Source organism: Citrobacter sp. EC_71, assembly GCF_019584005.1.
GTDB classification, from domain to species: Bacteria; Pseudomonadota; Gammaproteobacteria; order Enterobacterales; family Enterobacteriaceae; genus Citrobacter; species Citrobacter werkmanii.
Window position 1 is genome coordinate 130,079 of the sequence record NZ_VDAY01000006.1, and the last position, 24,211, is coordinate 154,289.

A 24,211-nucleotide genomic window follows, 5' to 3' on the forward strand; every position below is an offset into this window, starting at 1 on the left:
CTCATTTATCTGCCGACAGTCGTAACAGGCGCTCCCATTCGTCACAAATGTACTGTCTGGCATCGATTATTTTAATCACACGGGATGCATCACGATTAACACAATACTGTGCGTCTTTCAGCGGTGAAAGGAGATCCCCGGGCTTAACCCGTTCGGAAGATTGCGCTTCAGCAAGCATCTTAAGCGAACCACCGCTATCGCAAAGTACGATATAGAGCCTCCCTGCTTTCTTGTGACAGCAAGACTTCTTCACATGCCATTCCATAGCGCACCTTTTGTTAATGAATTTCACATCAGGTTACACTTTAGCTGATAAACAAAACGACAATAGCGACGGAATGGCAAAAATGAGAAATGTAATTAATATTTTCTTAATGTTAATGATGAAGCACTTACCCAATCCGCCAACGCGCGACGAGAGATTTTAATCCCTCCGGCTTTCAGTTCAGGTGGCAACGTCAGCCAACATACCGGTTGCTGAAAACGGGCCAGCTTATCTTTAACCCACTCTGCAAGATTGGCATCGCCAGCGTTGGTGTCATACTCAACGACCGCCACCGGACGATGACCAAACTCTTTATCTTCTAACGGGACAATAAAGGCCTGCAGAACCTGCGGATGCGCTGCAATCACGCGTTCCACTTCTTCTGGCTGTATGCCTTCCCCACCGCTAAAAAACAGATTGTCCATACGACCGATAATGGTTAACTTGCCGTCCTTTAACACCCCACGATCGCGGGTAGCAAACCACCCTTCCGCGTTCACTAAAGGAATAAGCTGTCCGTTACGCCAGTAACCTTGCGCCATGCTGGCCGCACGCAGCCAGACTTCGTCATCCACGATTCTGACTTCTCTGCCCGCTAAGGCTGAACCGACATCAGCCAGACCATCCGCCTCTTTCGCACAAACGGTGGAAGCGAATTCCGTCAGTCCATAACCGCACCAGCAGCGAATCCCCTGATCGCGCGCCTGCTCCGTCAACTCAACAGGAATAGCTGCGCCGCCCAGCAGCACCGCTTTGAGCGTGACCGGCGTTTTATTGACCAACAAGCGCCACAACTGTGTGGGGACCAACGAGGCATGGGTGCAGCCGACCAGCATTTGCTCCAGCGGCTGCTTGTCGCGCACGGTCATTCGCGCCCCGGCAAACAACCAGCGCCATAAAATACCCTGGCCGGAAACATGAAACAGCGGCAATGAAAGCAGCCAGTCATCTTCAGCGCCAAACGGCATTAATGACAGCACGCCCTGCGCGCTTGCCAGATGTGCCTGACAGGTGTGAACCGCCGCTTTCGGCAATCCGGTGGAACCTGAGGTTAACGTCATTGTGCTCAAGCGCTGAGGCGACCACGCGGCGGCATGTGCGCCTGGCAGCGCCTGCATCTGCAACGGTTCCAGCCCGGGAAACGCGTTAGCGGCCTCCAGATCCAGGGCAAAACGTAGCGTTAAGTCCGGGACCAGCGCATCAAGCAGCGATTGAGGCAACTGTGGGTTCACAGGTAAAACCCGCGCCCCACATTGCAACAGCGCGATCCAGGCCAGCAAGGCTCGCGGATGATTCCATGCGCGGAGCAGGACGCCATCGCCCTCTTCCACGCCCTGAGCGGCAAAGCCGCTGGCCAGATGATCGACGCGGGTACAGAGCTCACTCCAGCTTAATACTTCATCGTTGAGGCGCAGCGCTGGCGCCTGCGCACGAACCTGCCGCCAGTCGCGCCAGGGCCAGTCAGTGCCCGCTAAGCTTGCGCTAGCGGGCGTTTCCCATGAGGTCATAGCAGGCGTTCCAGCGCATCAACGGCAATACACGGCAACGCGCTACCCGGCCAGGTGCGTACCTGCTGGCACTGCATCAGACTCAGCGTGTCCAGACCCGGAATGGTCTGCGGCGTCAGCCAGGCGGCAATTCTCGCCAGTTGGGTTAAGCCAAGACTCGACTCAATAGATGAACTGATAACGGCGGTGAGACCAAGCGCATGCGCTGCTGCAACCTGTTCATGCACTTTGTCGAGACTACCGGTCAGCGTAGGTTTGATAACCACAGCCTTGACGCCCTCTTCGGCTTCAAAGGTGAAATCCGCTTCACGCAGACTTTCGTCCCAGGCGATAGCGATGCCGGTTTCACGTGCGAATGCGCGTGAGTCATCGCGCGTTTTACATGGTTCTTCAAGGAAGGCAATGCGTCCGCGATACTCTGGATTGACGTATTTCGCGAACTGTTGGGCTTTCAACGGCGTCCAGGCGCGGTTGGCGTCGAGTCGCAGATGCAGCTCCGGAATCGCCTCGAGCAGCAGATTGGCTACCATTCCGTCACGAACCGCTTCATACAGCCCAACCTTGATCTTGGCGACTTTTTCGCCCGGCATATCCGCCAGTTGCAGCACCAAATCGTCAGGATCGCCCGTACACAGAGGAGCAGCACGATAGTCTGCAGCCTCCGGCAGAGCGTCAGCCAGTTCGGCCAGCGCACAGCTTGCGCCAAAAGCGACAGAAGGCAGCTGTGGTAAAGAATCATCCCCTTGCAACCAGCCTTGTACCCAGGACAGCAGCTCGGTTTGCGCCTCTTCCCAGCTTTCCTGACTGAAGCCCGGCAGCGGGGAGATCTCTCCCCACCCTTCATGCTCGCCGTCACGCAGACAAACATACAACCCGTCACGCGTTTTTAACCGCCTGTCGCGCAGAATCACCCCCGCGTCCATGGGGATCTGCCAGCGGTATACCTGCGCGCTACGCATTACGGATTCCGTTTGAATTTGCTGAAGTCAGGCTGACGTTTCTGGTTAAAGGCGTTACGACCTTCCTGACCTTCTTCCGTCATGTAGAACAGCATGGTGGCGTTACCGGCCAGTTCTTGCAGACCTGCCTGTCCATCGCAGTCGGCGTTCAGTGCCGCTTTCAGGCAACGCAGCGCCATCGGGCTGTTTTGCAGCATCTCACGGCACCAGCGTACGGTCTCTTTCTCCAGATCCGCCAGCGGAACCACGGTGTTGACCAGGCCCATGTCCAGCGCCTGCTGCGCATCGTACTGACGGCACAGGAACCAGATTTCACGCGCTTTTTTCTGACCCACGATACGGGCCATGTAAGAGGCACCCCAACCACCGTCGAAGGAACCCACTTTCGGGCCGGTCTGACCAAAGATGGCGTTTTCCGCCGCAATGGTCAGGTCACACATCATGTGCAGCACGTGGCCGCCGCCGATGGAGTACCCTGCTACCATCGCCACGACCGGTTTCGGACAGGTACGAATCTGACGCTGGAAGTCCAGCACGTTCAGGTGATGCACACCGGCGTCATCCTGATATCCGCCGTAATCGCCACGCACTTTCTGATCGCCGCCTGAGCAAAACGCTTTGTCACCCGCACCGGTCAGAATGATCACACCGATGTTGTCGTCATAGCGGGCATCCGCCAGCGCCTGGATCATCTCTTTTACGGTAACAGGACGGAAAGCATTGCGTACCTGTGGACGATTAATGGTGATTTTGGCGATACCGTCGGTGGATTTCTCGTAGAGAATGTCGGTATAGCCTGCAGAGCAATCGTGCCATTCTACCGGTGCGTAAAGCATTGTTTCATCAGGATAGATCATAAAGTGTCCTATAGTCAGCGACGTAGAATCTGAGCCAGACAGTCCACCACGCCAGCGGGGTTGTCCCGATGCGCGTTGTGTCCGGCATTACGAATCACATGGTTTGGTACTGACATTTCCGTCGCCAGCGCGCGGAATTTATCGTCACGTTCACCACATAAATAATAAAACGGAAATGTGCGCGCAGTGAGTTGCGCACGTAAATCAGGTTGTACGGCAAGCGAGGTGGCCTCCAGCATCGCCGCCAGCGTATGCCCGTTATTCTGGCTACGCAGATCGACCAGCGCCTCTCTTTGCGCCGCATTCAGCGAGGAAAATACCGGCTGTTGATACCAGTCATTAAATACCTCACGCAGAGGCTCTGCGCGAAAACGCGCGGCCCAGCGGCCATCTGAAAGACGACGTTGAACGCGTGCCTCCTCGCTTTGCAAGCCAGGATGTCCACCTTCAACGACCAGACCGCAAAGTCCGGGCATCTCCTGACAGGCCGCCATCATCGCGACTCTGCCGCCCAGAGAGTATCCCACCAGCCAGTAGCTAAGTATGTTGTAACTAAGCAAGGTGTTACGCAATAACGCACAGACATCATTGAACCCGCTCACCTTAATCTCGGCGGAACCGCCGTGTCCCGGCAGGTCGATATATAGCCGCGAATAATCCTGAAACGCTTCGCCGACCGTGTGCCATTCCCGACAGTCGCCGGAGAAACCGTGCAGGAAAACCAGCCAGGGTGATCCACTCTGGCTAACGGTCGCCTGGGCGTGCAGGATCATAGATGGCTTACCTGCGCCAGCAGTTGCTGCAGGGTTTGCGCCCCGTCAGTTTCGTTCACCACCAGCTCAATAACCGTTGCCGCAGGAGTACGCCAGGCATTTGTCAACGCGTTCTCCAGTTGCTCCCAGTTTTCTGGGCGCTGATATTTAAGGTTAAACATGGCTGCGGCATGCTCAAAGTGCACGTTCTGCGGCATCAGATAGAACCGTTCACGTTCACTTGCCGGCGTCGGTAGCAGGGAAAATATCTGCCCACCGTTATTATTGACCACTATCAGGACAAACGGCGCGGAAACCTGACGCAATAACGCCAGCGCATTGAGATCATACAGTGCAGATAAATCGCCGACGATAGCCAACGTTGATTTTGCGCTGGCGCGCTGTACGCCCGCCGCCGTTGACAGCAGACCGTCAATGCCGCTCGCGCCACGGTTGCTATAGACCGGGAAACCAGCCGGAAGCTGCGACAGTGCATCAATCAGGCGCACCACCAGACTGTTACCCACGAACAGTTGCCCTTGTTCGGGCAGATATTCGTGAATACGATGGGCTAATTGCGCTTCACCAAACACGTTGCGACGGGCTTCCACCGCCTGCCATGCCAGTTGCGCCAGGCGCGGGATTTCCACGCACCAGGGTTGGCGTTTTTCCGCCGGATGCAGATCCAGCCAGTCACCAACCTTCGCCACCAGCCTGCGTCCACGATGATGCGCCGGATCGAGGCGACCTTCGATATTATCGACAATCCAGTATTCCTGCGGATCGCAACTGGCCTGCCATTGCAGGAGTCGTTTTCCGGTCAGGCTACTGCCAAGCTGCACCACTATCTGCGCCTGCTGTAACTCAGTCACCGCCTTCGCATTCCCCAACCACAGGTCAGCACACGGCAGGGGTTGTCCGGTTTGCGACAACACATCGCCAATCAGCGGCCAGCCAAGCATCTGCGCCCATTGCGCAACTTTCTTGCCCTCTTCCGCGCTCATACGGCCGGCAATGACTACGCCGCGCTTTTGTCGCCAGAAAAACCAGTCACGTTGTTTGTCGCTTTCCAGCCGACGCGCTTCACGTAGCCAGGGTTTATCATCCTGCCACCAGTCGCCGAGGCGCTGCTGCCAGGCGATCCCCGTTTCGTCCATGTCGCCATACAGCGGTTCGGCAAACGGACAATTAATATGAACCGCTCCGCTATGCAGCGCGGCCAGGGCATTATCAATGGTGGACACCAGCCAGCTTGCCGGAATGTCCTGAGTTGGACGCGGTAAGGAGAGCGTTTGCGACGGATGAGAAGCAAACATGCCGGCCTGACGAATCGCCTGATTAGCGCCACAGTCGATAAGTTCTGGCGGTCGGTCAGCCGTGAGTAAAATCAGTTTTTCACCGGTCAGGCCCGCTTCAATCAATGCAGGATACAGGTTCGCCACCGCCGTACCGGACGTGACAATCACGGCGACAGGCTGGCGACTCACTTTTGCCAGACCTAAGGCCAGATGCCCAAGACCACGCTCATCAAAATGGGTATGGTGGATGAAAGCAGGATTTTCCGCGGCTGCCAGCGTCAACGGTGTAGAACGAGAGCCAGGGGCAATGCAGATATGCCTGACGCCGTGGCGAGTGAGTGCTTCCAGTATGACCGCCGCCCAGCGTCGGTTAAATGCGCTTACTGACATGAGATTGTCCGGTATCAATATTGCGACACAGTATAAAGAATCGAATAAATGGATTTTTGATATGAGTCGGTAATATACAACTCATTACCCTTCCATCTGTAATAAAGTGCGCAGTCCTGCCGCTTTATTGTCTATTTCTTGCCATTCTTGCTCAGGATCTGAACCACGCACGATCCCCGCACCGGCATACAGCCGGACCACGTTGGCGTTAATTTTCGCCGAACGTAATGACACGCAGAATTCACTTTGGCGCAGAGAAAGATAACCCGCAGAGCCGGCATACCACTCGCGTTCAAAGGGTTCATTTTGCTGGATAAATTCGCGCGCCAGCTCACGCGGAATGCCTGCAACTGCCGCCGTCGGCTGGAGCTGCATCAGGCAAAGCGTATCGTCGGCCTGATTCAGCTCCGTCCAGATACAACGGCGTAGATGCTGCACCTTGCGCAGTCTGAGCACCTGCGGGGGGAGCACATCAAGGGTTTGCGTACAGCTTTGCAGCCGCTGGCAAATATCTTCGACCACCAGCATATTCTCGCGCTGGTTTTTATCATCTTTCATCAACCAGTCGCCTAACTGCCAGGCGCGATGATCCTCAGCGTGATTGGCAACGGTTCCGGCCAGCGCTTCGGTGCGCAGCGCCGTATCACGCCGCCGATACAAACGTTCAGGGGAAGAGCCAAGAAAAGCGGAGTCGGCAGAGAATGCCATAAAGAAATGGTAGCAGTTGAGGTTCAGGCGACGGCTGGAAGCCATCACCGCAGCGGCATTCACCGACTGTGAAAACTGTAAATCTGTCGCTCGCGCCAGCACAACTTTGTCGAGTTCTTCGCCATTGATGGTGTGCGTGGCAAGTTTTATCAGGTCTATCCAGCCGGATTTATCTGGCCAGTGTTGTTCTCCCGTCAAACTCAAACGCAACGCGGGCAACGGTTTAACATTGGCCAGCGTGGAGATAAATTCAACCGCGCGTGCGGCGTCTTCACGCAGCGAAACATCGCTGTACAGGTGTAGCCGTAAGCTTGCCACCCCGGCGCAGCGTCGCCATTCCAGTCGCGGTAACAACAAATTGCCGTGCCGGGGCTCGAACGCATTAAGGCCCCAGATACGCAGGTCAGGTTGGTTGTCGTGCTGACGTAAAAACTGTTGAGCGGATGCCAGCGAGGAAAACGTGGCAACGGCACCCAGCACAGCGGCTTCTTCGTCGCCGTTACGCTGCTGCCAGTAAAACTGGGGCCAGACGGGTTGACTGGCCAGCCATCCTAAAGCGTCAAACGCATCGTTCAGAGGGAAAGGTATGTCGTAAATACGAATTCCAGGTGCTGCCGGTATCTCTTGCGACAAATGACGCATCAGACCTTCCAGCGCAGTAGTGATTGATTGCACGCGGACCTCTCCCTGTTAAAAACCTCTTATTATACGGGGTACTGAACAGAAAAAGCAGTACCCCCAGTTAGGGAGTACGAACAAATGCGCTGACGGAGCGGAATTTATCGCCGTGCTAACAACAATCCCATCACTAAACCGACCGTGGCGCCAACGCCGATTCCACGCCAGGGTTTTTCATGCACATAGTCATCTGCACGGCAAACGGCCTTTTTCGCGCGGAAATAATAATTGTCAGAGGCATGGCTGACGCGATTTCTCACCTCTTCTAACGCCCGCTCTGCCCGCGCTTTTAACTCAAGATATTTTTGATCGGCCGGATCGCCGGAAGAACGCAGTACCTCTTCCAGCGTTTCGCTCAAGAGCTCCAGATCATCATCGATACGTGATTCATAAGATTGAAAAGACATTGTATTCTCCCTTTCTATTGACGTATCCGCTAACTATAGACAACCTGGACCGTTTGCGCCTGTTTATGCCTGATGTGCTTCTCGCGCCATCCCGATGTGCGGAATCCCGTCTTCGTCATAAATATCCGTCACCGGTATAAAACCAAAGCGCGCATAAAACGATTGCAGATGCGCCTGCGCCCCCAGATACAGCGCCTTGTGCGGCCAGTGTTGCGCACAGGATGCCAGCGTCTGGGTCATCAGCTGTTGCCCAAGTTTTGCGCCGCGTAGCGCTTCGCTGACAATCACCCGGCCAATGACCACCGGCTCCAGATCGTCATCGCTTTTCAGAATCCTCGCATACGCCACCAACTCATCATTGTGCCAGCCCAGAATGTGCCGATTTTCTCCAACCAGATCGTCGCCATCCACATCCTGATATGGACACTGTTGTTCAACAACAAACACCGCGCAGCGAAGCTGAAGAATGGCATACAGTTCTTGTGTACTCAGCTTTGCATGGTGGAGATCTTGCCAGTGAATCATTGTCTGCCCCTTTGTTGTGATAACCTGAACACCCTGCCTTATTGATGGCGAAAAGTGTAACGCAAAGATGGAATTACTATTTTTAGGCACGTCAGCGGGAGTTCCTACCCGCTCACGCAATGTAACGGCAATTTTACTCAATCTGCAACACCCGACTCAGCCGGGGCTGTGGCTTTTCGATTGTGGCGAAGGAACACAGCATCAGATGCTCGCCACGCCGTTCAATCCGGGAAAACTCGACCGTATTTTTATCAGCCACCTGCATGGCGACCACCTGTTTGGTTTACCTGGTCTGCTATGCAGTCGTTCGATGGCCGGGAACGTGAAGCCACTGACGCTTTACGGACCAAAAGGATTACGGGAATTTACCGAAACCGCATTGCGTCTGAGCGGTTCATGGACTGATTATCCTCTGGATATTGTGGAAATCACCGCAGGTGAAATCGTGGATGACGGCCTGCGTAAGGTAACGGCATATCCACTGGAACATCCGCTGGAATGCTATGGTTTTCGCATTGAAGAGCACGACAAACCCGGTGCACTTGACGCCAGTGCTCTGAAGGCGGCTGGTGTTAAATCCGGCCCGTGGTTTCAGGATTTGAAAGCCGGGAAAACCATCGTCCTGGAAGATGGTCGCGCGATTAACGGTGCCGACTTTCTTGCCCCGGCCACCAGGGGAAAATCGGTGGCTATTTTCGGCGATACAGGCCCATGCGCAAGCGCCCTCGAACTGGCTAAAGGCGTGGATGTGATGGTGCATGAAACTACGCTGGACTCGTCAATGGAGGAGAAAGCCAATAGTCGTGGACACAGCTCAACCCGACAAGCCGCGCTTCTGGCGCTTAAAGCAAGTGTCGGACGCTTGATCATGACCCACGTTAGCTCACGCTACGATGAAAAAGGCTGTCAGCGATTACTCGAAGAGTGCAGAACGCTGTTCCCGGCAACAGAACTGGCTCACGATTTCGCCATTTTCACCGTTTAATGCTCTATTTTTTCGCCTCAGTGCCGATAACAGTGAAAAGGCTGGCTTTCACACTGAGGACAGGATGAACAATTTCCAGAAAGATATTGATGACAGGACCAACCTAACCCTGTCTAACCGTTTTGAACTGCTGCTGTTTCGCCTCGGCAAATCTGTTGAGGAGCAGAAATCAGAGCTGTTTGGCATCAACGTATTTAAACTACGTGAAATCGTGCCGATGCCGACGTTTACGCGTCCGGCGGGAATGAAAGCTCCGCTGTTAGGTATGGTGAACATTCGCGATCAAGTGATTCCGGTGATTGACCTGCCGGCGGTGGCGGGCTGTAAACCCGAGACCGGACTCAACATCCTGCTCATTACAGAATACGCCCGCAGCGTACAGGCATTTGCGGTGGAATCAGTGGAAAACATTATGCGTCTGGACTGGCAACAGGTGCATACCGCCGAGAAAGCCGTCAACGGCCGCTACATCACCAGTATCGCCTGCCTGGATGACGATAAAGAGACCAACAACCTGGCGCTGGTGCTCGACGTTGAGCAAATCCTTTACGACATCGTACCGTCCAATCACGATTTACGCGCGACAGACCTGAAAACCAGTAAATTCAACATCACGCCGGGTGCGGTGGCGATTGTGGCAGAAGATTCGAAAGTCGCTCGCGCGATGCTGGAGAAAGGGCTTAATGCCATGGAAATCCCGCATCAGATGCATGTGACAGGTAAGGATGCATGGGAAAAAATCCAGCAGCTTTCCGCAGAAGCACAGGCGGAAGGCAAGCCAATCACCGAGAAGATAGCCCTGGTGCTCACCGACCTGGAAATGCCGGAGATGGACGGTTTTACGCTTACCCGGAAGATCAAGACCGACGAACGCCTGAAGAAAATCCCGGTCGTTATCCACTCCTCGCTTTCCGGTAGTGCCAATGAAGATCACGTTCGCCGGGTTAAAGCTGATGGCTACGTGGCAAAATTTGAGGTCAATGAACTCTCTTCTGTCATTCAGGAAGTCATGGAGCGCGCAGCGAAAGACATTAGCGGTCCGCTGGTGAGCAGGCAGCTATTAAATTGACCGGATTTCACGCATAAAAAAACCCGCCTTGGCGGGTTTTTTTCGTTTTAGCGGGTCGCTTACATCAGCGGCGTCGCTAACTGCACAATGCTGATCAGCGGTTGCGGATAGATACCCAATACCAGCACCAAAAGAGCAGAAATCAGCACCACGATCCCGCCCGCGCTGTACTGCCAGTTAGACGGCGCATCGCGGTTCAGCTGTTGCGGTGCGCTCAGGTACAGGCTCACGGCAACACGCAGGTAGTAGTACAAACCAATTGCGGAACCGACCACCACGGCAGCAACCAGCCACCACAGGTTAGCCTGCACACCGACCGCCAGCACGTAGAACTTACCAATAAAGCCCAGCGTCATCGGGATACCCGCCAGAGACAGCATCATTACCGTCATCACTGCCGCGAGGATCGGACGATGCCAGAACAGACCACGGTAGGAGAACAGAGAATCGGCATCCGGGCCGCGGTACGGGCTGGACATCAGGCTGACCACACCGAACGCGCCGAGGCTGCTGAACAGATAACCGGCCAGGTAAACGCCAACCGCTTCCATCGACATTTCGCCACTCTGCAGGGCAATCAACGCCACCAACAGATAGCCGAGGTGAGAGATGGAGGAGTAACCGAGCAGACGCTTGATGTTGGTCTGGCTCAGCGCCATCAGGTTACCGAAGATGATGGAGGCAAAGGCAATCACGCCCAGCACGGTACGTACCGCTTCGCTGTCGCCAACCGGTGCGTACAGGAACAGACGCATCACCACGCCGAAGATAGCGATTTTGCTCGCCGTCGCCAGGAAGGTGGAAACCGGAGCCGGAGCGCCCTGGTATACGTCTGGCGTCCACAGGTGGAACGGAACCAGCGAGAGTTTAAAGCCGAGGCCAACAATCATCAGACCGAAGCCCGCCAGCAGCAGCGGTTCGTGCAGCATGCCGTCACCAAGACTCTTACCGAGCGCAACAAACGACAGGTTGCCAGACTGCGCGTACACCAGCGCCATACCGAACAGCAGGAAGGAAGACGCTGCGGCAGACAGAATGGTGTATTTGATACTGGCTTCCAGCGAACGTTTCTGACGGAACGCATAGCCAACCAGACCAAACAGCGGCAGAGAAATCAGTTCGATACCGAGGAACAGCGCCGCCAGATGGTTAGCATTTGCCAGCAAAATACCGCCCAGGGCAGCAATCAATACCAGCAGATAGAACTCTTCCCGGTTGTCGTCATAGCCTTCCAGCCACGGGTAAGCAAAGGTACAGGTGGCAAGACTCGCCAGCAGCACCAGCCCGGTGTAGAGCATGGCGAAACCGTCAACCCGCATCAGCGGGGTGACGTCCATGGCGCCCGCCTGGCCAACAAACCAGAGCGAAACCAACGCGGCGTTAAGCCCAATGACCGACAGCGTGGCATTGAGGAAGTGATTGCGTCGCCACGCAATGGAGAGCATCACAACCACCACCGTCAAGCCGACGATCAGCAGCGGTAGCAGCGCAATCAGGTGTTGTGGAGTTATTGTCATGGCGATTTACGGCCTTGTAGTAGTAACGGAATTAACAAACCACTGCTGGATGTTGCTCATCGCAGAATGCGAGGTATCCAGAATCGGCTGCGGATAGAAGCCAAGCAGTACCAGAAGCACGACCAGCAACAGGATGATAAACAGCTCACGCAGCGACATCCCTGGCAGTTCTACGCTGGCAATCTGGCTCTTCGCCTTACCAAAGTAAGCGCGATGCAGCATCGCCAGCGAGTATACAGAGGCAAACACCAGACCAAAGGTCGAGATCACGGTAATGACCGGAACCACCTGGTAGCTGCCGAACAGAATCATAAATTCGCCAACGAAGTTACCTGTACCCGGCATACCCAGCGTACACACTGCGAAGAACATCGACAGCGCAGGCAACCATTTCATTTTGCCCCACAGGCCGCCCATCATACGCATATCACGCGTGTGCAGACGTTCGTACAGCTGACCACACAGAATGAACAGACCGGCTGCGGACAGACCGTGCGCAATCATCTGGATAACAGCACCCTGGTACGCCAGCTGGCTGCCGGTGTAGATAGCAATCAGCACGAAGCCCATGTGGGATACGGAGGTGTAGGCAATCAGACGTTTGATGTCGTACTGATTAAAGGCCATCCACGCGCCGTAGAAGATACCGATTACGCCAAGCCACATGGCGATAGGCGCAAACTCCGCCGACGCGTTCGGGAACAGCGGCAGAGAGAAACGCAGCAGACCGTAGGCTGCGGTTTTCAGCAGGATCCCCGCCAGGTCAACGGAACCCGCGGTCGGTGCCTGGGAGTGCGCATCCGGCAACCAGCCGTGCAGCGGAACCACCGGCATTTTCACCGCGAAGGCGATGAAGAAGCCGAGCATCAGCAGATATTCCACGCCGTGGGACATCGGGGTATTCAGCAGCTCTTCATAATTGAAGGTCCATACGCTGGTCGCTTTATAGTGCACAAACACCAGCGCCAGGATGGCAATCAACATCACCAGACCACTCGCCTGGGTGTAAATGAAGAACTTGGTTGCCGCCGTGATACGCGTTTTACCGTCAGAAGCTTTATGCCCCCACAGCGCGATCAGGAAGTACATCGGCACCAGCATCATTTCCCAGAAGAAGAAGAACAGGAACATGTCGATGGCCAGGAACACGCCGATCACGCCGCCTAAGATCCACATCAGGTTCAGGTGGAAGAAGCCCTGGTATTTTTCGATTTCATTCCAGGAGCAAAGGACCGCCAGAACGCCGAGCAGACCGGTCAGCACTACCATTAGCAGCGACAAGCCGTCGATTGCTAAATGGATAGAGATGCCAAAACGTGGGATCCACGGCAGGACAAACTCAGACTGCCACTGCGGAATACCCGCGGATTGCGTCAGTGAATAGCCGCCCTGCAACCACAGTTGCAGGCCAAGCGCCAGCGTCAGTCCCATGGTAATCAGCGCGATCCAACGCGGCACCTTCACGCCAAAGCGTTCGGTCTGCCAGCACAGGAAGCCACCGATAAAGGGAATCAATATTAGCCAGGGTAGTAACATGGCGATTTTTATTCCTTTTTAAGGCCTCTGACAGAGGCCTGATTTTCAACGAATTTGGATAAAATTCACTTTACGATCAACGCAGTACCATCAACAGTGCCAGCACAACGACAGCGCCGATGCTCATTGATGCCACATACCAGCGCAGATAACCGTTCTCGCTTAACAGCAGGCCTTTACCTGCAAAGCGGGAAAGGACAGCCGGAATGTTCATCATTGAGTTCAGCGGGTCGCGCTTCAGCAGCCAGGCAATGCCCAGGAACGGCTTAACGAACACTTTGTCGTACAGCCAGTCGAAGCCCCAGGCGTTATACCACCAGGTACCCAGCAGGCGGCCCGACGCACTGTTGGCAATCGACGTAACAAGCGTACGTTTACCCAGCCACAGCCACGCTGCGATCAGGATGCCCGCAATCGCTACGATGCCGGAGGTAATTTCCAGCGTCATGACGCGACCATGCTCAAGTTCGGTCGTTGCAGGCAATACTCCCTGCAGCGGCGGCACAATCAGCGCGCCAACAAAGGTAGACAGGATCATCAGCACAATCAGCGGCAGATGATGGGTAATCCCCTTCCCGGCGTGAGCGTGAATTTGTTCTTTACCGTGGAACACGATGAAAATCATACGGAAGGTGTACAGCGAGGTCATAAACGCACCGACCAGACCTGCAACCATCAGATTAATATGACCGTTCGCCATCGCACCGGCCAGAATCTCATCCTTACTGAAAAAGCCCGCGGTAATCAACGGCAGAGCCGACAGCGCCGCGCCACCAATCAGGAAGCAGACATACACCAGCGGAATCGACTTACGCAGGCCGCCCATCTTGAAGATGTTCTGTTCGTGGTGGCAAGCCAGGATAACCGAGCCGGATGCCAGGAACAGCAGCGCTTTAAAGAAGGCGTGCGTCATCAGGTGGAAAATCGCCGCATCCCATGCCTGAACGCCGAGCGCCAGGAACATGTAGCCAATCTGGCTCATGGTGGAGTAAGCGAGAACGCGTTTGATGTCGGTCTGTACCAGCGCGGCAAAACCCGCCAGCACCAGCGTGATCGCACCGATAATCCCCACCAGATGCAGGATTTCCGGGGTCATCAGGAACAGACCATGGGTACGTGCAATCAGGTAGACACCAGCGGTAACCATCGTCGCGGCGTGGATCAGCGCGGAGACAGGCGTCGGGCCGGCCATCGCGTCAGCAAGCCAGGTCTGCAACGGCAGCTGCGCGGATTTACCCACCGCACCACCCAGCAGCATCAGGGTTGCCCACATCAGCATGTTATTACCCGCTTCAAAGTGCGCAGGCGCCAGTTCGACCATTTCGCGGAAGTTCAGCGTGCCCAGCTCGTTGTAGAGGATGAACAGCGCGAAGGCGAGGAACACATCACCGACACGGGTCACCACGAAGGCTTTCATTGCCGCAGCGCCATTCTTCGGATCGGTGTAATAGAAACCGATCAGCAGATAGGAGCACAGGCCCACGCCTTCCCAACCGAGGTACATCAGCAGCAGGTTATCCGCCAGTACCAGAACCACCATGCTGGCGATAAACAGGTTGGTGTAAGCGAAGAAACGAGAGTAGCCCTCTTCCCCACGCATATACCAGGAGGCGAACATATGGATCAGGAAACCGACGCCGGTCACCACGCTGAGCATAGTCAGCGACAGGCCGTCCAGCACCAGGTTGAAGCCGATGTTGAAGTCACCGACAGACATCCACGTCCACAGCGGCTGACTGTAGGCTTGTTGACCATTAGCAAAGAAGTCAACGCCAACAAACGCCGTCACCAGCGCAGCCAGGCCAATAGAACCAACGCCCACGGTAGCGGACAGATTTTCTGACCAACGACCGCGAGAGAACGCCAGTAATACAAAGCCAATAAATGGCAGAATAATGGTTAAGGCAAGCATGTTCATCCACGCATCTCACTTACTGAATCGATGTTCAGGTTCTGGCGACGGCGATGAAGTTGCAGCAACAGTGCAAGTCCAATGCTCGCTTCCGCAGCCGCAAGGCTGATGGCGAGAATGTACATCACCTGACCATCGGTCTGGCCCCAGTAGCTTCCGGCGACCACAAAGGCCAGCGCGGAGGCGTTAATCATGATTTCCAGCCCAATCAGCATAAACAGCAGATTGCGGCGGATAACCAGACCGGTTAAGCCCAGCACGAATAAGACAGCCGCGAGGATCAGTCCATGTTGTAAGGGGATCATGCGTGCTCCTCCGTTTTTCTTTTCGCACGGTCATCGGTGCGATTGCTCAGCACTTCACCTGAACGCTCTTCGCGACCAACGTGGAAGGCCACAACCAGGCCCGCCAGCAGCAGCATCGAAGCCAGTTCGACCGCCAGTACATACGGTCCAAACAGGGTAATACCGACCGCTTTCGCGCTAATTGGCGTACCGTCGATGCCCTGATCGTTAACGCCAAGAATGGCGTACACAATCACCACCAGCATGATGGCCGACAGAATTGCCGGACCAATCCACACCTGTGGTTTCAGCCATTGGCGTTCCTGTTCAATTTCAGAGCCACCGAGGTTGAGCATCATTACCACGAACACGAACAGCACCATGATGGCGCCCGCGTAGACGATAATTTCCAGCGCACCGGCGAAGTAAGCGCCTAACGAGAAGAACACCCCAGAAATCGCCAGCAGCGAAATAATCAGATACAGCAGCGCGTGTACCGGATTGGTGTGGGTGATCACCCGCAAGGTTGCGAGAATGGCTATCAGGCCACAGATATAAAAAGCGAACTCCATTGCCCCTCTCCTTACGGTAACAGGCTCTTGACGTCGATAGGCTTGGCTTCGTTCTCTGCTTCGCCCTTATCTTTGCCGTCGATTGCCATACCTGCCATCCGGTAGAAGTTATATTCCGGGTATTTGCCCGGACCGGAGATCAGCAGATCCTCTTTCTCGTAAACCAGGTCCTGGCGCTTGTACTCACCCAGCTCGAAATCTGGAGTCAGCTGAATAGCCGTTGTCGGACAGGCTTCTTCGCACAGGCCGCAGAAAATGCAGCGTGAGAAGTTAATGCGGAAAAACTCCGGATACCAGCGGCCATCTTTGGTCTCTGCTTTTTGCAGAGAGATACAGCCTACCGGACATGCTACCGCGCACAGGTTACAGGCAACGCAGCGCTCTTCACCGTCCGGGTCGCGGGTCAGAACGATACGACCACGAAAACGGGGCGGGAGATAGACCGGCTCTTCCGGGTACATCTGCGTTTCACGTTTCGCGAACGCATGCAGGCCGATCATCCAGATACTGCGTACCTGGGTGCCGAAACCTACGAACAATTCTTTTAAGGTCATGGTCTTTGTGTCCCTTATTGCGCCTGCCACAGAATGACAGCCGCCGTTACCAACAAGTTGACGAGCGTCAGCGGCAGACAGACTTTCCAGCCGAAGGACATTACCTGGTCATAACGAGGACGCGGTAACGACGCACGAATCAAAATGAACATCATCATGAAGAACGCGGTTTTCAGCGCGAACCAGACGAATGGCGGTAAGAACGGGCCATGCCAGCCACCGAAGAACAAGGTAACCATCAGTGCAGAAATGGTGACGATACCAATGTACTCGCCCACGAAGAACAGACCGAATTTCATGCCGGAATATTCAATGTGGTAACCGTCGGCCAGTTCCTGCTCGGCTTCTGGCTGGTCAAACGGGTGACGGTGACATACCGCCACGCCCGCGATGGCAAAGGTGACAAAACCAAAGAACTGCGGAATAACGTTCCAGATATCAGCCTGGTTATTGACGATGTCGGTCATATTGAATGAACCGGCTTGCGCCACCACGCCCATCAGGGACAGCCCAAGGAACACTTCATAGCTCAGCGTCTGCGCAGAAGCACGCATCGCACCAAGCAGGGAGTATTTGTTGTTACTGGACCAGCCAGCGAACAGCACCGCGTATACCGCGAGGCCCGCCATCATCAGGAAGAACAGGATGCCGATGTTCAGGTCAGCAACCACCCAGTTTGGACTCACCGGCACGATGGCGAAAGCAAGCAGCAGTGACGTAAAGGCGATCATCGGTGCCAGGGTAAAGATGACGCGATCCGAGAATTTCGGGATCCAGTCTTCTTTAAAGAACATCTTGATCATGTCCGCAACCAGCTGGAGCGAACCGCCCCAGCCAACACGGTTCGGTCCGTAACGGTTCTGGAACAGACCCAGCAGACGACGTTCGCCAAAGCTCATGAATGCCCCGCAGGTGACCACCACCAGCAGGATCACGACCGCTTTGAGAATGCTCAGCAGGATCTCAATCAGATCGGGTGTAATCCAACTCATTGTTGTGCCTCCTGCAGATCCTCAAGACGCGCACCTGCCAGAACCGGCGCGATGCCAGGCATACCCATCGGCAAACCAACCTGCCCTGCCGTTAATCCTTCAGCGATTTCAACCGGCAGCGTGACCGTATTGCCATCGTAGCTGAAAGAAACACGGGTACCGGCATTAACACCCAACTTCGCGGCGTCTGCCGGGTTAAGTTTGATGTACGGCTGTGGCATACGGGTCTGGAAGACCGGCGCACGCTGAGACAATTCGTCACTACCAAACAGATGGTAGTACGGCGCGATACGCCACTGACCATCCTGAGCCTCGAAGCTCGCCGGAACGGTAGTGAAGTAATCCATACCATCCGCAGAAGCTTCGATCAGACGCACGCCCGGATCGCCATGACGCAGTTTCCCGCCCACCTCATCCTGGAACTTGTTCCACGCCTGTGGGGAGTTCCAGCCCGGAGCCCAGGCAAACGGAATTTGTGAACGCGGCGCAGACGGTTGGTTGTTCCCTTCCATCGAGAAGGCGAACATGGTGTCTTTATCCTGCGGCTGACGTGGTTCATGGACGCTAATGTTAGCGCGCATCGCGGTACGACCGCTGTAGCGGTGCGGCTCACGCGCCAGTTTCTGTCCACGGATACGGAAGCTTGCATCCGGCGCGGCATCTTTAATACCAGCCAGTTGCGGCAACTTCTCAACAACCGCGTCGATAACGTGGTCGAGCTGCGTCCAGTCCACTTCCCGGCTCTGCACGGTGCTGTGCAGCGAGTGCAGCCAGCGCCAGCTTTCCAGCATCACGGTGTTGCTGTCATAGTAGGACGGGTCATAGACCTGGAAGAAGCGCTGCGCGCGGCCTTCGTTGTTAATCACCGTCCCATCGCTTTCGGCAAAGCTCGCGGCGGAAAGCACCAGATGGGCGTTCTCCATAATTGCCGTACGCTGATGGTCAACAACCAGTACCAACGGCGCTTTCGCCAGCGCGGCATTAACGCGCGTTGCTGAAGCATGGCGATGCAGGTCATTTTCCAGCACCACAACGGCGTCAGCACGACCTGTTTCCAGCTCGGTCAGCGCATCGTCAAGAGAACCACCGCCAATCATACCCAGGCCCATGCTGTTAACAGAGCGCGCAATCATGGTGATGCCGACGTCAGCGCCACGACCTTTCAGCGCCTTCGCCACGTTGGCAGCAGCCTGAATCACTTCGGCGCTACCGGCGTTGGTGCCGGAAATAATCAGTGGTTTCTTCGCTCCGGCTAATGCCTGAACGATCACGTCAATTTTGTTCTGCAGGTCACGATCGATACCGTCAACCGCCGGGGCGTTGTTGTCCAGCGCATGAGCGATAGCGAAGCCTAAACGCGCCTGATCTTCTACCGGTGCGCGGTAGGTCCACGCGGCGATATCATCCAGACGGGTGTTATCGACGTTAGTGACAAACAGCGGGTGCTTAGCACGTTGGCCGATGTTAAGGATTGCCGCGATCTGCCAGTCAGCCACTTTCTGCGCCGCCGCCATTTCGCGTGCTTTACCTTTCACCGCCTGACGCACCGCCAGCGCAACGCGCGCGCCGGTCTGGGTGACGTCTTCGCCCAGCACCAGAACCGCATCGTAAGACTCGATTTCACGCAGTGCCGGGGTATGAATACCGCCGTCACGCAGAACGCTCAGCGCCAGTTGCAGACGTTCCTGCTCACCCTGGGCGATACCGGTATAGAAGTTATCCGCCCCGACCAGTTCACGCAGTGCGAAGTTGCTTTCAACGCTGGCACGCGGGGAGCCGATACCAATCACTTTCTTCGACTGGCGCAGAATATCTGCCGCGCCCTGCATCGCCTGTTCGGCGTTGAGCGTGATCAGGTCATCGCCACGACGCTGTACCGGCTGACGCGGACGGTCTTTCAGGTTCACGTAACCATAGCCAAAACGACCACGGTCGCAGAGGAAGTAGTGGTTAACGGTACCGTTGTAACGGTTTTCGATACGACGCAGTTCACCATAGCGTTCGCCCGGGCTGGTGTTACAGCCAATGGAACACTGCTGGCAGATGCTCGGCGCAAACTGCATGTCCCACTTACGGTTGTAGCGCTCGGAGTGCGTTTTATCGGTGAACACGCCGGTCGGGCAAATCTCGACCAGGTTACCGGAGAATTCGCTTTCCAGCGTACCGTCTTCCGGGCGACCGAAGTAGACGTTGTCATGCGCGCCATACACGCCCAGATCCGCGCCATCGGCGTAATCTTTGTAGTAACGTACGCAGCGATAGCAGGCGATGCAGCGGTTCATTTCGTGAGAGATGAACGGCCCCAGATCCTGGTTGCGGTGCGTACGCTTCGTGAAGCGATAGCGACGGAAGCTATGACCGGTCATAACGGTCATATCCTGCAGGTGGCAGTTACCGCCCTCTTCGCAGACCGGACAGTCGTGCGGGTGGTTAGTCATCAACCACTCCACAACGCTTTCGCGGAACTGTTTCGCTTCTTCGTCATCAATAGAAATAAAGGTGCCTTCGGTGGCTGGTGTCATACAAGACATCACCAGGCGACCACGCGTATCTTCCGCGTTTTGATATTGCTTCACCGCACACTGGCGGCAAGCACCGACGCTGCCCAGCGCCGGGTGCCAGCAAAAGTACGGAATATCAAGGCCGAGAGACAGACAAGCTTCCAGCAGGTTGTCCGCTCCGTTGACCTCATATTCTTTGCCGTCTACATGAATCGTAGCCATAGTCAGCATGCTTCCAGTTGGCTTAGTCAGGGACTAAGCGTTAATCGAATTACTTATCGCGATGCAGGGGTAACCTGCAATTACCAGCGCTCTTTCAGCAGGTTCGGCTGAATACCACCAATAGCGTGGGTATTGCTGAATGTCTGCTTGATGCCAGCTTCGAATTCTTCGCGGAAATATTTAATGGCGCTCTGTAGCGGCTCCACCGCGCCCGGTGCGTGTGCACAGAAGGTTTTACCCGGGCCGAGGAAACGACACAGTTGCTCAAGTGTCTCGATATCCCCAGGCTGGCCTTCGCCACGCTCCAGCGCACGCAGAATTTTCACGCTCCACGGCAGACCGTCACGGCACGGCGTACACCAGCCGCAGGACTCGCGGGCGAAGAACTCTTCGAGGTTACGCACCAGCGGTACCATGCCAATCTCGTGATCGACAGCCATTGCCAGCGCGGTGCCCAGACGGCTGCCTGCTTTACCAATGCTTTCGAATTCCATCGGCAGATCGAGGTGTGCTTCGGTCAGGAAGTCTGTCCCCGCGCCGCCAGGCTGCCAGGCTTTGAACTTCAGACCATCGCGCATGCCGCCCGCGTAATCTTCGAGGATCTCACGCGCGGTAGTACCGAAAGGCAGTTCCCACAGGCCAGGGTTCTTCACGCGACCGGAGAAGCCCATCAGCTTGGTGCCCGCATCTTTGCTCTTCGAGATGTTCTGGTACCACTCCACGCCGTTGGCGAGGATGGCCGGTACGTTACACAGCGTTTCGACGTTGTTTACGCAGGTCGGCTTACCCCATGCGCCAGAGCTTGCCGGGAACGGCGGCTTGGAGCGCGGGTTAGCACGACGACCTTCGAGGGAGTTAATCAGCGCAGTTTCTTCACCGCAGATGTAACGCCCTGCCCCGGTGTGGACAAACAGTTCGAAATCGAAACCCGTGCCCATGATGTTTTTGCCAAGCAGACCGGCTTCGGTTGCTTCGGCGATCGCGCGGCGCAGATGCACAGCCGCCTCGATATATTCACCGCGCAGGAAGATGTAACCACGGTATGCTTTCAGCGCAAACGCGGAAATCAGCATCCCTTCAACCAGCAGGTGCGGCAGTTGTTCCATCAGCAGACGGTCTTTATAGGTACCCGGTTCCATTTCATCGGCGTTACACAGCAGGTAACGGATGTTCATGGATTCGTCTTTCGGCATCAGGCTCCACTTCAGGCCGGTAGAAAAGCCTGCGCCGCCGCGCCCTTTCAGGCCAGCGTCTTTTACCTGATTGACGATTTCGTCCGGTGACAGGCCGGTCAGGGCCTTACGCGCACCTTCGTAACCGTTTTTGCTACGGTATTCGTCCAGCCAGACCGGCTGTTTGTCATCACGCAGGCGCCAGGTCAGCGGATGTGTTTCGGGAGTACGGATAATGTCTTTCATTTATACCGCTCCAGCAGTTCAGGAATGCCTTCCGGGGTCAGGTGAGCATGAGTGTCGTCATCGATCATCATGTTCGGCCCTTTGTCGCAGTTCCCCAGGCAGCAGGTCGGCAGCAGCGTAAAGCGACCATCAAAGGTCGTCTGCCCCGGCTTGATGTTGAGTTTTTTCTCCAGCGCAGCCTGAATCCCCTGATAACCATTGATATGGCACACCACGCTGTCGCAATAGCGGATCACGTGGCGACCTACCGGCTGGCGGAAGATCTGGCTGTAGAACGTGGCAACACCTTCTACGTCGCTCGCCGGGATACCCAGCACATCCGCGATCGCATAGATCGCGCCATCCGGCACCCAGCCACGCTGCTTTTGAACGATCTTCAGCGCTTCAATGGACGCCGCACGCGGGTCTTCGTAGTGGTGCTTCTCGTGCTCAATCGCTTCACGCTCAGCCGCACTCAGCTCAAAAGCCTCGGTTTGTGGTTGTTGATTCTCGTGCATAATTAGCGGTCCACATCTGACATAACAAAATCAATACTACCCAGATGGACGATAAGGTCGGACACCAGGCTGCCACGTACCGCTACCGGGATCTGCTGCAGGTGCGCATAGCTCGGGGTACGGATACGAGTACGATAACTCATGGTGCTGCCATCGCTGGTCAGGTAGTAACTGTTGATACCCTTGGTCGCTTCCACCATCTGGAAGGACTCGTTTGCCGGCATAACCGGTCCCCACGAAACCTGCAGGAAGTGGGTGATCAGGGTTTCGATATGTTGCAGCGTGCGCTCTTTCGGCGGCGGCGTCGTCAGCGGGTGATCCGCTTTGAACGGGCCTTCCGGCATGTTGTTGAGGCACTGCTCAAGGATGCGCAGACTCTGGCGCAACTCTTCAACTTTCAGCATTACGCGGGTATAGCAGTCGGATACGCCGCCGCCAACCGGAACTTCAAAGTCAAAGTTTTCGTAGCCAGAGTATGGACGGGCTTTACGCACGTCGAAATCAATACCGGTCGCACGCAGCGCGGCACCGGTACAACCCCAGTCCAGCGCTTCTTTCTTGCCATAGGCGGCAACGCCCTGGGAACGACCTTTCAGGATGGTGTTACGCAGTGCGGCTTTCTCGTAGGAATCCAGACGTTTTGGCATCCAGTCGAGGAAGTCACGCAGCAGCTTGTCCCAACCGCGCGGCAGATCGTGTGCGACACCGCCGATACGGAACCAGGCCGGGTGCATACGGAAACCGGTAATCGCTTCTACGACGTCATAGATTTTCTGACGGTCGGTAAAGGCGAAGAAGACCGGCGTCATCGCGCCGACGTCCTGAATGAACGTGGAGATGTACAGCAGGTGGCTGTTGATACGGAACAGTTCAGACAGCATCACGCGAATCACGTTGACGCGATCCGGCGTGGTGATGCCCGCCAGTTTCTCAACCGCCAGTACGTAAGGCATTTCGTTGACGCAGCCGCCGAGGTATTCGATACGGTCAGTGTAAGGAATGTAGCTGTGCCAGGACTGACGTTCACCCATCTTTTCAGCGCCACGGTGGTGGTAGCCGATGTCAGGTACACAGTCGACGATTTCTTCGCCATCAAGCTGCAGCACAATACGGAACGCACCGTGAGAAGACGGGTGGTTAGGACCGAGGTTGAGGAACATGAAGTCCTCGTTTTCGGTGCTACGTTTCATGCCCCAGTCTTCGGGTTTGAAGGTCAGAGACTCCATCTCCAGATCCTGTTTGGCTTTGGTCAGCTCAAACGGATCGAATTCGGTCGCACGCGCCGGGTAGTCTTTACGCAGCGGGTGACCTTGCCAGGTATGCGGCATCAGCAGACGCGTCAGGTGCGGGTGACCTTCGATATCAATGCCAAACATTTCCCAGGTTTCACGCTCATACCAGTTGGCGTTCGGGAACAGTTTGGTAAACGTCGGTACACGCAGATCGTTTTCAGACAAAGCCACCTTGAGCATGATATCGCGATTGCGTTCAATGGAAATCAGGTGATAGAAAACGGAAAAATCCGCGGCAGGTAACCCTTCGCGGTGCGTACGCAGACGTTCGTCCATGCCGTGTAAGTCAAACAGCATGACGTAAGGTTTCGGCAGTTTCTTTAAGAAATCGCCAACTTCCAGTAATTGTTCACGCTTGACCCAAACAACGGGTACCCCGGTGCGAGTCGCCTGAACGGTAAAGGCATCCGGCCCAAAACGGTTGCGCAGTTCGCCAATGACTGGGTCATCAAGGTGATCCCGTGTTTGCCATACAGCGTCTTGCGCGGTTAAGTCGGTCATATTGTTCACCAT

At 55.5% G+C, this 24,211-nt stretch carries 22 protein-coding genes; 2 read left to right on the forward strand and 20 right to left on the reverse strand.

Annotated elements, in window-relative coordinates:
• Window position 1: 1 nt before the first annotated feature.
• From pmrD to FHD02_RS08445, 9 genes are all read right to left on the reverse strand, one after another.
• Window positions 2–265 carry a signal transduction protein PmrD gene (pmrD, locus tag FHD02_RS08405; RefSeq protein ID WP_042307121.1) on the reverse strand — a complete coding sequence of 88 codons (264 nt, stop codon included), beginning with the start codon at window positions 263–265 and terminating at the stop codon, window positions 2–4.
• 95 nt (window positions 266–360) lie between these two features.
• Entirely contained in the window at window positions 361–1,773 is a 1,413-nt protein-coding gene (menE, locus tag FHD02_RS08410) for an o-succinylbenzoate--CoA ligase (RefSeq protein ID WP_137360951.1), read from the reverse strand.
• Window positions 1,770–2,732 carry an o-succinylbenzoate synthase gene (gene menC / locus FHD02_RS08415; protein ID WP_137360952.1) on the reverse strand — a complete coding sequence of 321 codons (963 nt, stop codon included), beginning with the start codon at window positions 2,730–2,732 and terminating at the stop codon, window positions 1,770–1,772. Before menC ends, menE begins: the two co-directional genes overlap by 4 nt.
• Window positions 2,732–3,589 (reverse strand): 1,4-dihydroxy-2-naphthoyl-CoA synthase, encoded by an 858-nt coding sequence (gene menB / locus FHD02_RS08420; RefSeq protein WP_137371500.1) that lies wholly within the window; start codon window positions 3,587–3,589, stop codon window positions 2,732–2,734. The genes menC and menB overlap by 1 nt, the downstream gene beginning before the upstream one ends.
• A gap of 14 nt (window positions 3,590–3,603) precedes the next feature.
• Window positions 3,604–4,362 carry a 2-succinyl-6-hydroxy-2,4-cyclohexadiene-1-carboxylate synthase gene (menH, locus tag FHD02_RS08425; protein ID WP_137360953.1) on the reverse strand — a complete coding sequence of 253 codons (759 nt, stop codon included), beginning with the start codon at window positions 4,360–4,362 and terminating at the stop codon, window positions 3,604–3,606.
• Window positions 4,359–6,029, reverse strand: a complete 1,671-nt coding sequence (gene menD / locus FHD02_RS08430; protein WP_042307111.1) for a 2-succinyl-5-enolpyruvyl-6-hydroxy-3-cyclohexene-1-carboxylic-acid synthase — start codon at window positions 6,027–6,029, stop codon at window positions 4,359–4,361. Before menD ends, menH begins: the two co-directional genes overlap by 4 nt.
• An 84-nt stretch (window positions 6,030–6,113) precedes the next feature.
• Complete coding sequence (menF, locus tag FHD02_RS08435; RefSeq protein WP_137360954.1) at window positions 6,114–7,412, reverse strand: isochorismate synthase MenF; 1,299 nt, start codon at window positions 7,410–7,412, stop codon at window positions 6,114–6,116.
• Between the two features lie 104 nt (window positions 7,413–7,516).
• Window positions 7,517–7,822, reverse strand: a complete 306-nt coding sequence (elaB, locus tag FHD02_RS08440; protein WP_006683669.1) for a stress response protein ElaB — start codon at window positions 7,820–7,822, stop codon at window positions 7,517–7,519.
• A 63-nt stretch (window positions 7,823–7,885) separates the two neighbouring features.
• Window positions 7,886–8,347, reverse strand: coding sequence for a GNAT family N-acetyltransferase (locus FHD02_RS08445; RefSeq protein WP_042307106.1), 462 nt, complete (start codon window positions 8,345–8,347; stop codon window positions 7,886–7,888).
• A gap of 67 nt (window positions 8,348–8,414) precedes the next feature.
• On the opposite strand from FHD02_RS08445, the gene rbn reads away from it, so the two are divergent.
• Together rbn and FHD02_RS08455 are read left to right on the forward strand one after the other, a co-directional pair.
• On the forward strand, window positions 8,415–9,332 hold the full coding sequence (rbn, locus tag FHD02_RS08450; protein WP_079223305.1) for a ribonuclease BN: 918 nt from the start codon (window positions 8,415–8,417) through the stop codon (window positions 9,330–9,332).
• A 64-nt stretch (window positions 9,333–9,396) separates the two neighbouring features.
• Entirely contained in the window at window positions 9,397–10,401 is a 1,005-nt protein-coding gene (locus tag FHD02_RS08455) for a chemotaxis protein (RefSeq protein WP_042307102.1), read from the forward strand.
• 59 nt (window positions 10,402–10,460) lie between these two features.
• Here FHD02_RS08455 and nuoN read toward each other — a convergent pair whose 3' ends face one another.
• From nuoN to nuoC, 11 genes are all read right to left on the reverse strand, one after another.
• Window positions 10,461–11,918 (reverse strand): NADH-quinone oxidoreductase subunit NuoN, encoded by a 1,458-nt coding sequence (nuoN, locus tag FHD02_RS08460; protein ID WP_042307100.1) that lies wholly within the window; start codon window positions 11,916–11,918, stop codon window positions 10,461–10,463.
• 6 nt (window positions 11,919–11,924) lie between these two features.
• Complete coding sequence (gene nuoM, locus FHD02_RS08465) at window positions 11,925–13,454, reverse strand: NADH-quinone oxidoreductase subunit M (protein ID WP_220393801.1); 1,530 nt, start codon at window positions 13,452–13,454, stop codon at window positions 11,925–11,927.
• Window positions 13,455–13,530: 76 nt separating this feature from the next.
• Window positions 13,531–15,372, reverse strand: a complete 1,842-nt coding sequence (gene nuoL, locus FHD02_RS08470; RefSeq protein WP_220393802.1) for an NADH-quinone oxidoreductase subunit L — start codon at window positions 15,370–15,372, stop codon at window positions 13,531–13,533.
• Complete coding sequence (nuoK, locus tag FHD02_RS08475; protein WP_006683663.1) at window positions 15,369–15,671, reverse strand: NADH-quinone oxidoreductase subunit NuoK; 303 nt, start codon at window positions 15,669–15,671, stop codon at window positions 15,369–15,371. The genes nuoL and nuoK overlap by 4 nt, the downstream gene beginning before the upstream one ends.
• Window positions 15,668–16,222, reverse strand: a complete 555-nt coding sequence (gene nuoJ, locus FHD02_RS08480; RefSeq protein ID WP_042307097.1) for an NADH-quinone oxidoreductase subunit J — start codon at window positions 16,220–16,222, stop codon at window positions 15,668–15,670. Before nuoJ ends, nuoK begins: the two co-directional genes overlap by 4 nt.
• A gap of 11 nt (window positions 16,223–16,233) precedes the next feature.
• Window positions 16,234–16,776 (reverse strand): NADH-quinone oxidoreductase subunit NuoI, encoded by a 543-nt coding sequence (gene nuoI, locus FHD02_RS08485; RefSeq protein ID WP_003028062.1) that lies wholly within the window; start codon window positions 16,774–16,776, stop codon window positions 16,234–16,236.
• Between the two features lie 14 nt (window positions 16,777–16,790).
• On the reverse strand, window positions 16,791–17,768 hold the full coding sequence (nuoH, locus tag FHD02_RS08490; protein ID WP_003028063.1) for an NADH-quinone oxidoreductase subunit NuoH: 978 nt from the start codon (window positions 17,766–17,768) through the stop codon (window positions 16,791–16,793).
• Entirely contained in the window at window positions 17,765–20,491 is a 2,727-nt protein-coding gene (nuoG, locus tag FHD02_RS08495) for an NADH-quinone oxidoreductase subunit NuoG (RefSeq protein ID WP_042307216.1), read from the reverse strand. The genes nuoH and nuoG overlap by 4 nt, the downstream gene beginning before the upstream one ends.
• Before the next feature lie 80 nt (window positions 20,492–20,571).
• A complete protein-coding gene (nuoF, locus tag FHD02_RS08500) occupies window positions 20,572–21,909 on the reverse strand; it encodes an NADH-quinone oxidoreductase subunit NuoF (protein WP_003839356.1) in 1,338 nt (445 codons plus the stop codon).
• Window positions 21,906–22,406, reverse strand: coding sequence for an NADH-quinone oxidoreductase subunit NuoE (nuoE, locus tag FHD02_RS08505; protein WP_006683660.1), 501 nt, complete (start codon window positions 22,404–22,406; stop codon window positions 21,906–21,908). Before nuoE ends, nuoF begins: the two co-directional genes overlap by 4 nt.
• A gap of 2 nt (window positions 22,407–22,408) precedes the next feature.
• Entirely contained in the window at window positions 22,409–24,211 is a 1,803-nt protein-coding gene (gene nuoC / locus FHD02_RS08510) for an NADH-quinone oxidoreductase subunit C/D (RefSeq protein ID WP_137360955.1), read from the reverse strand.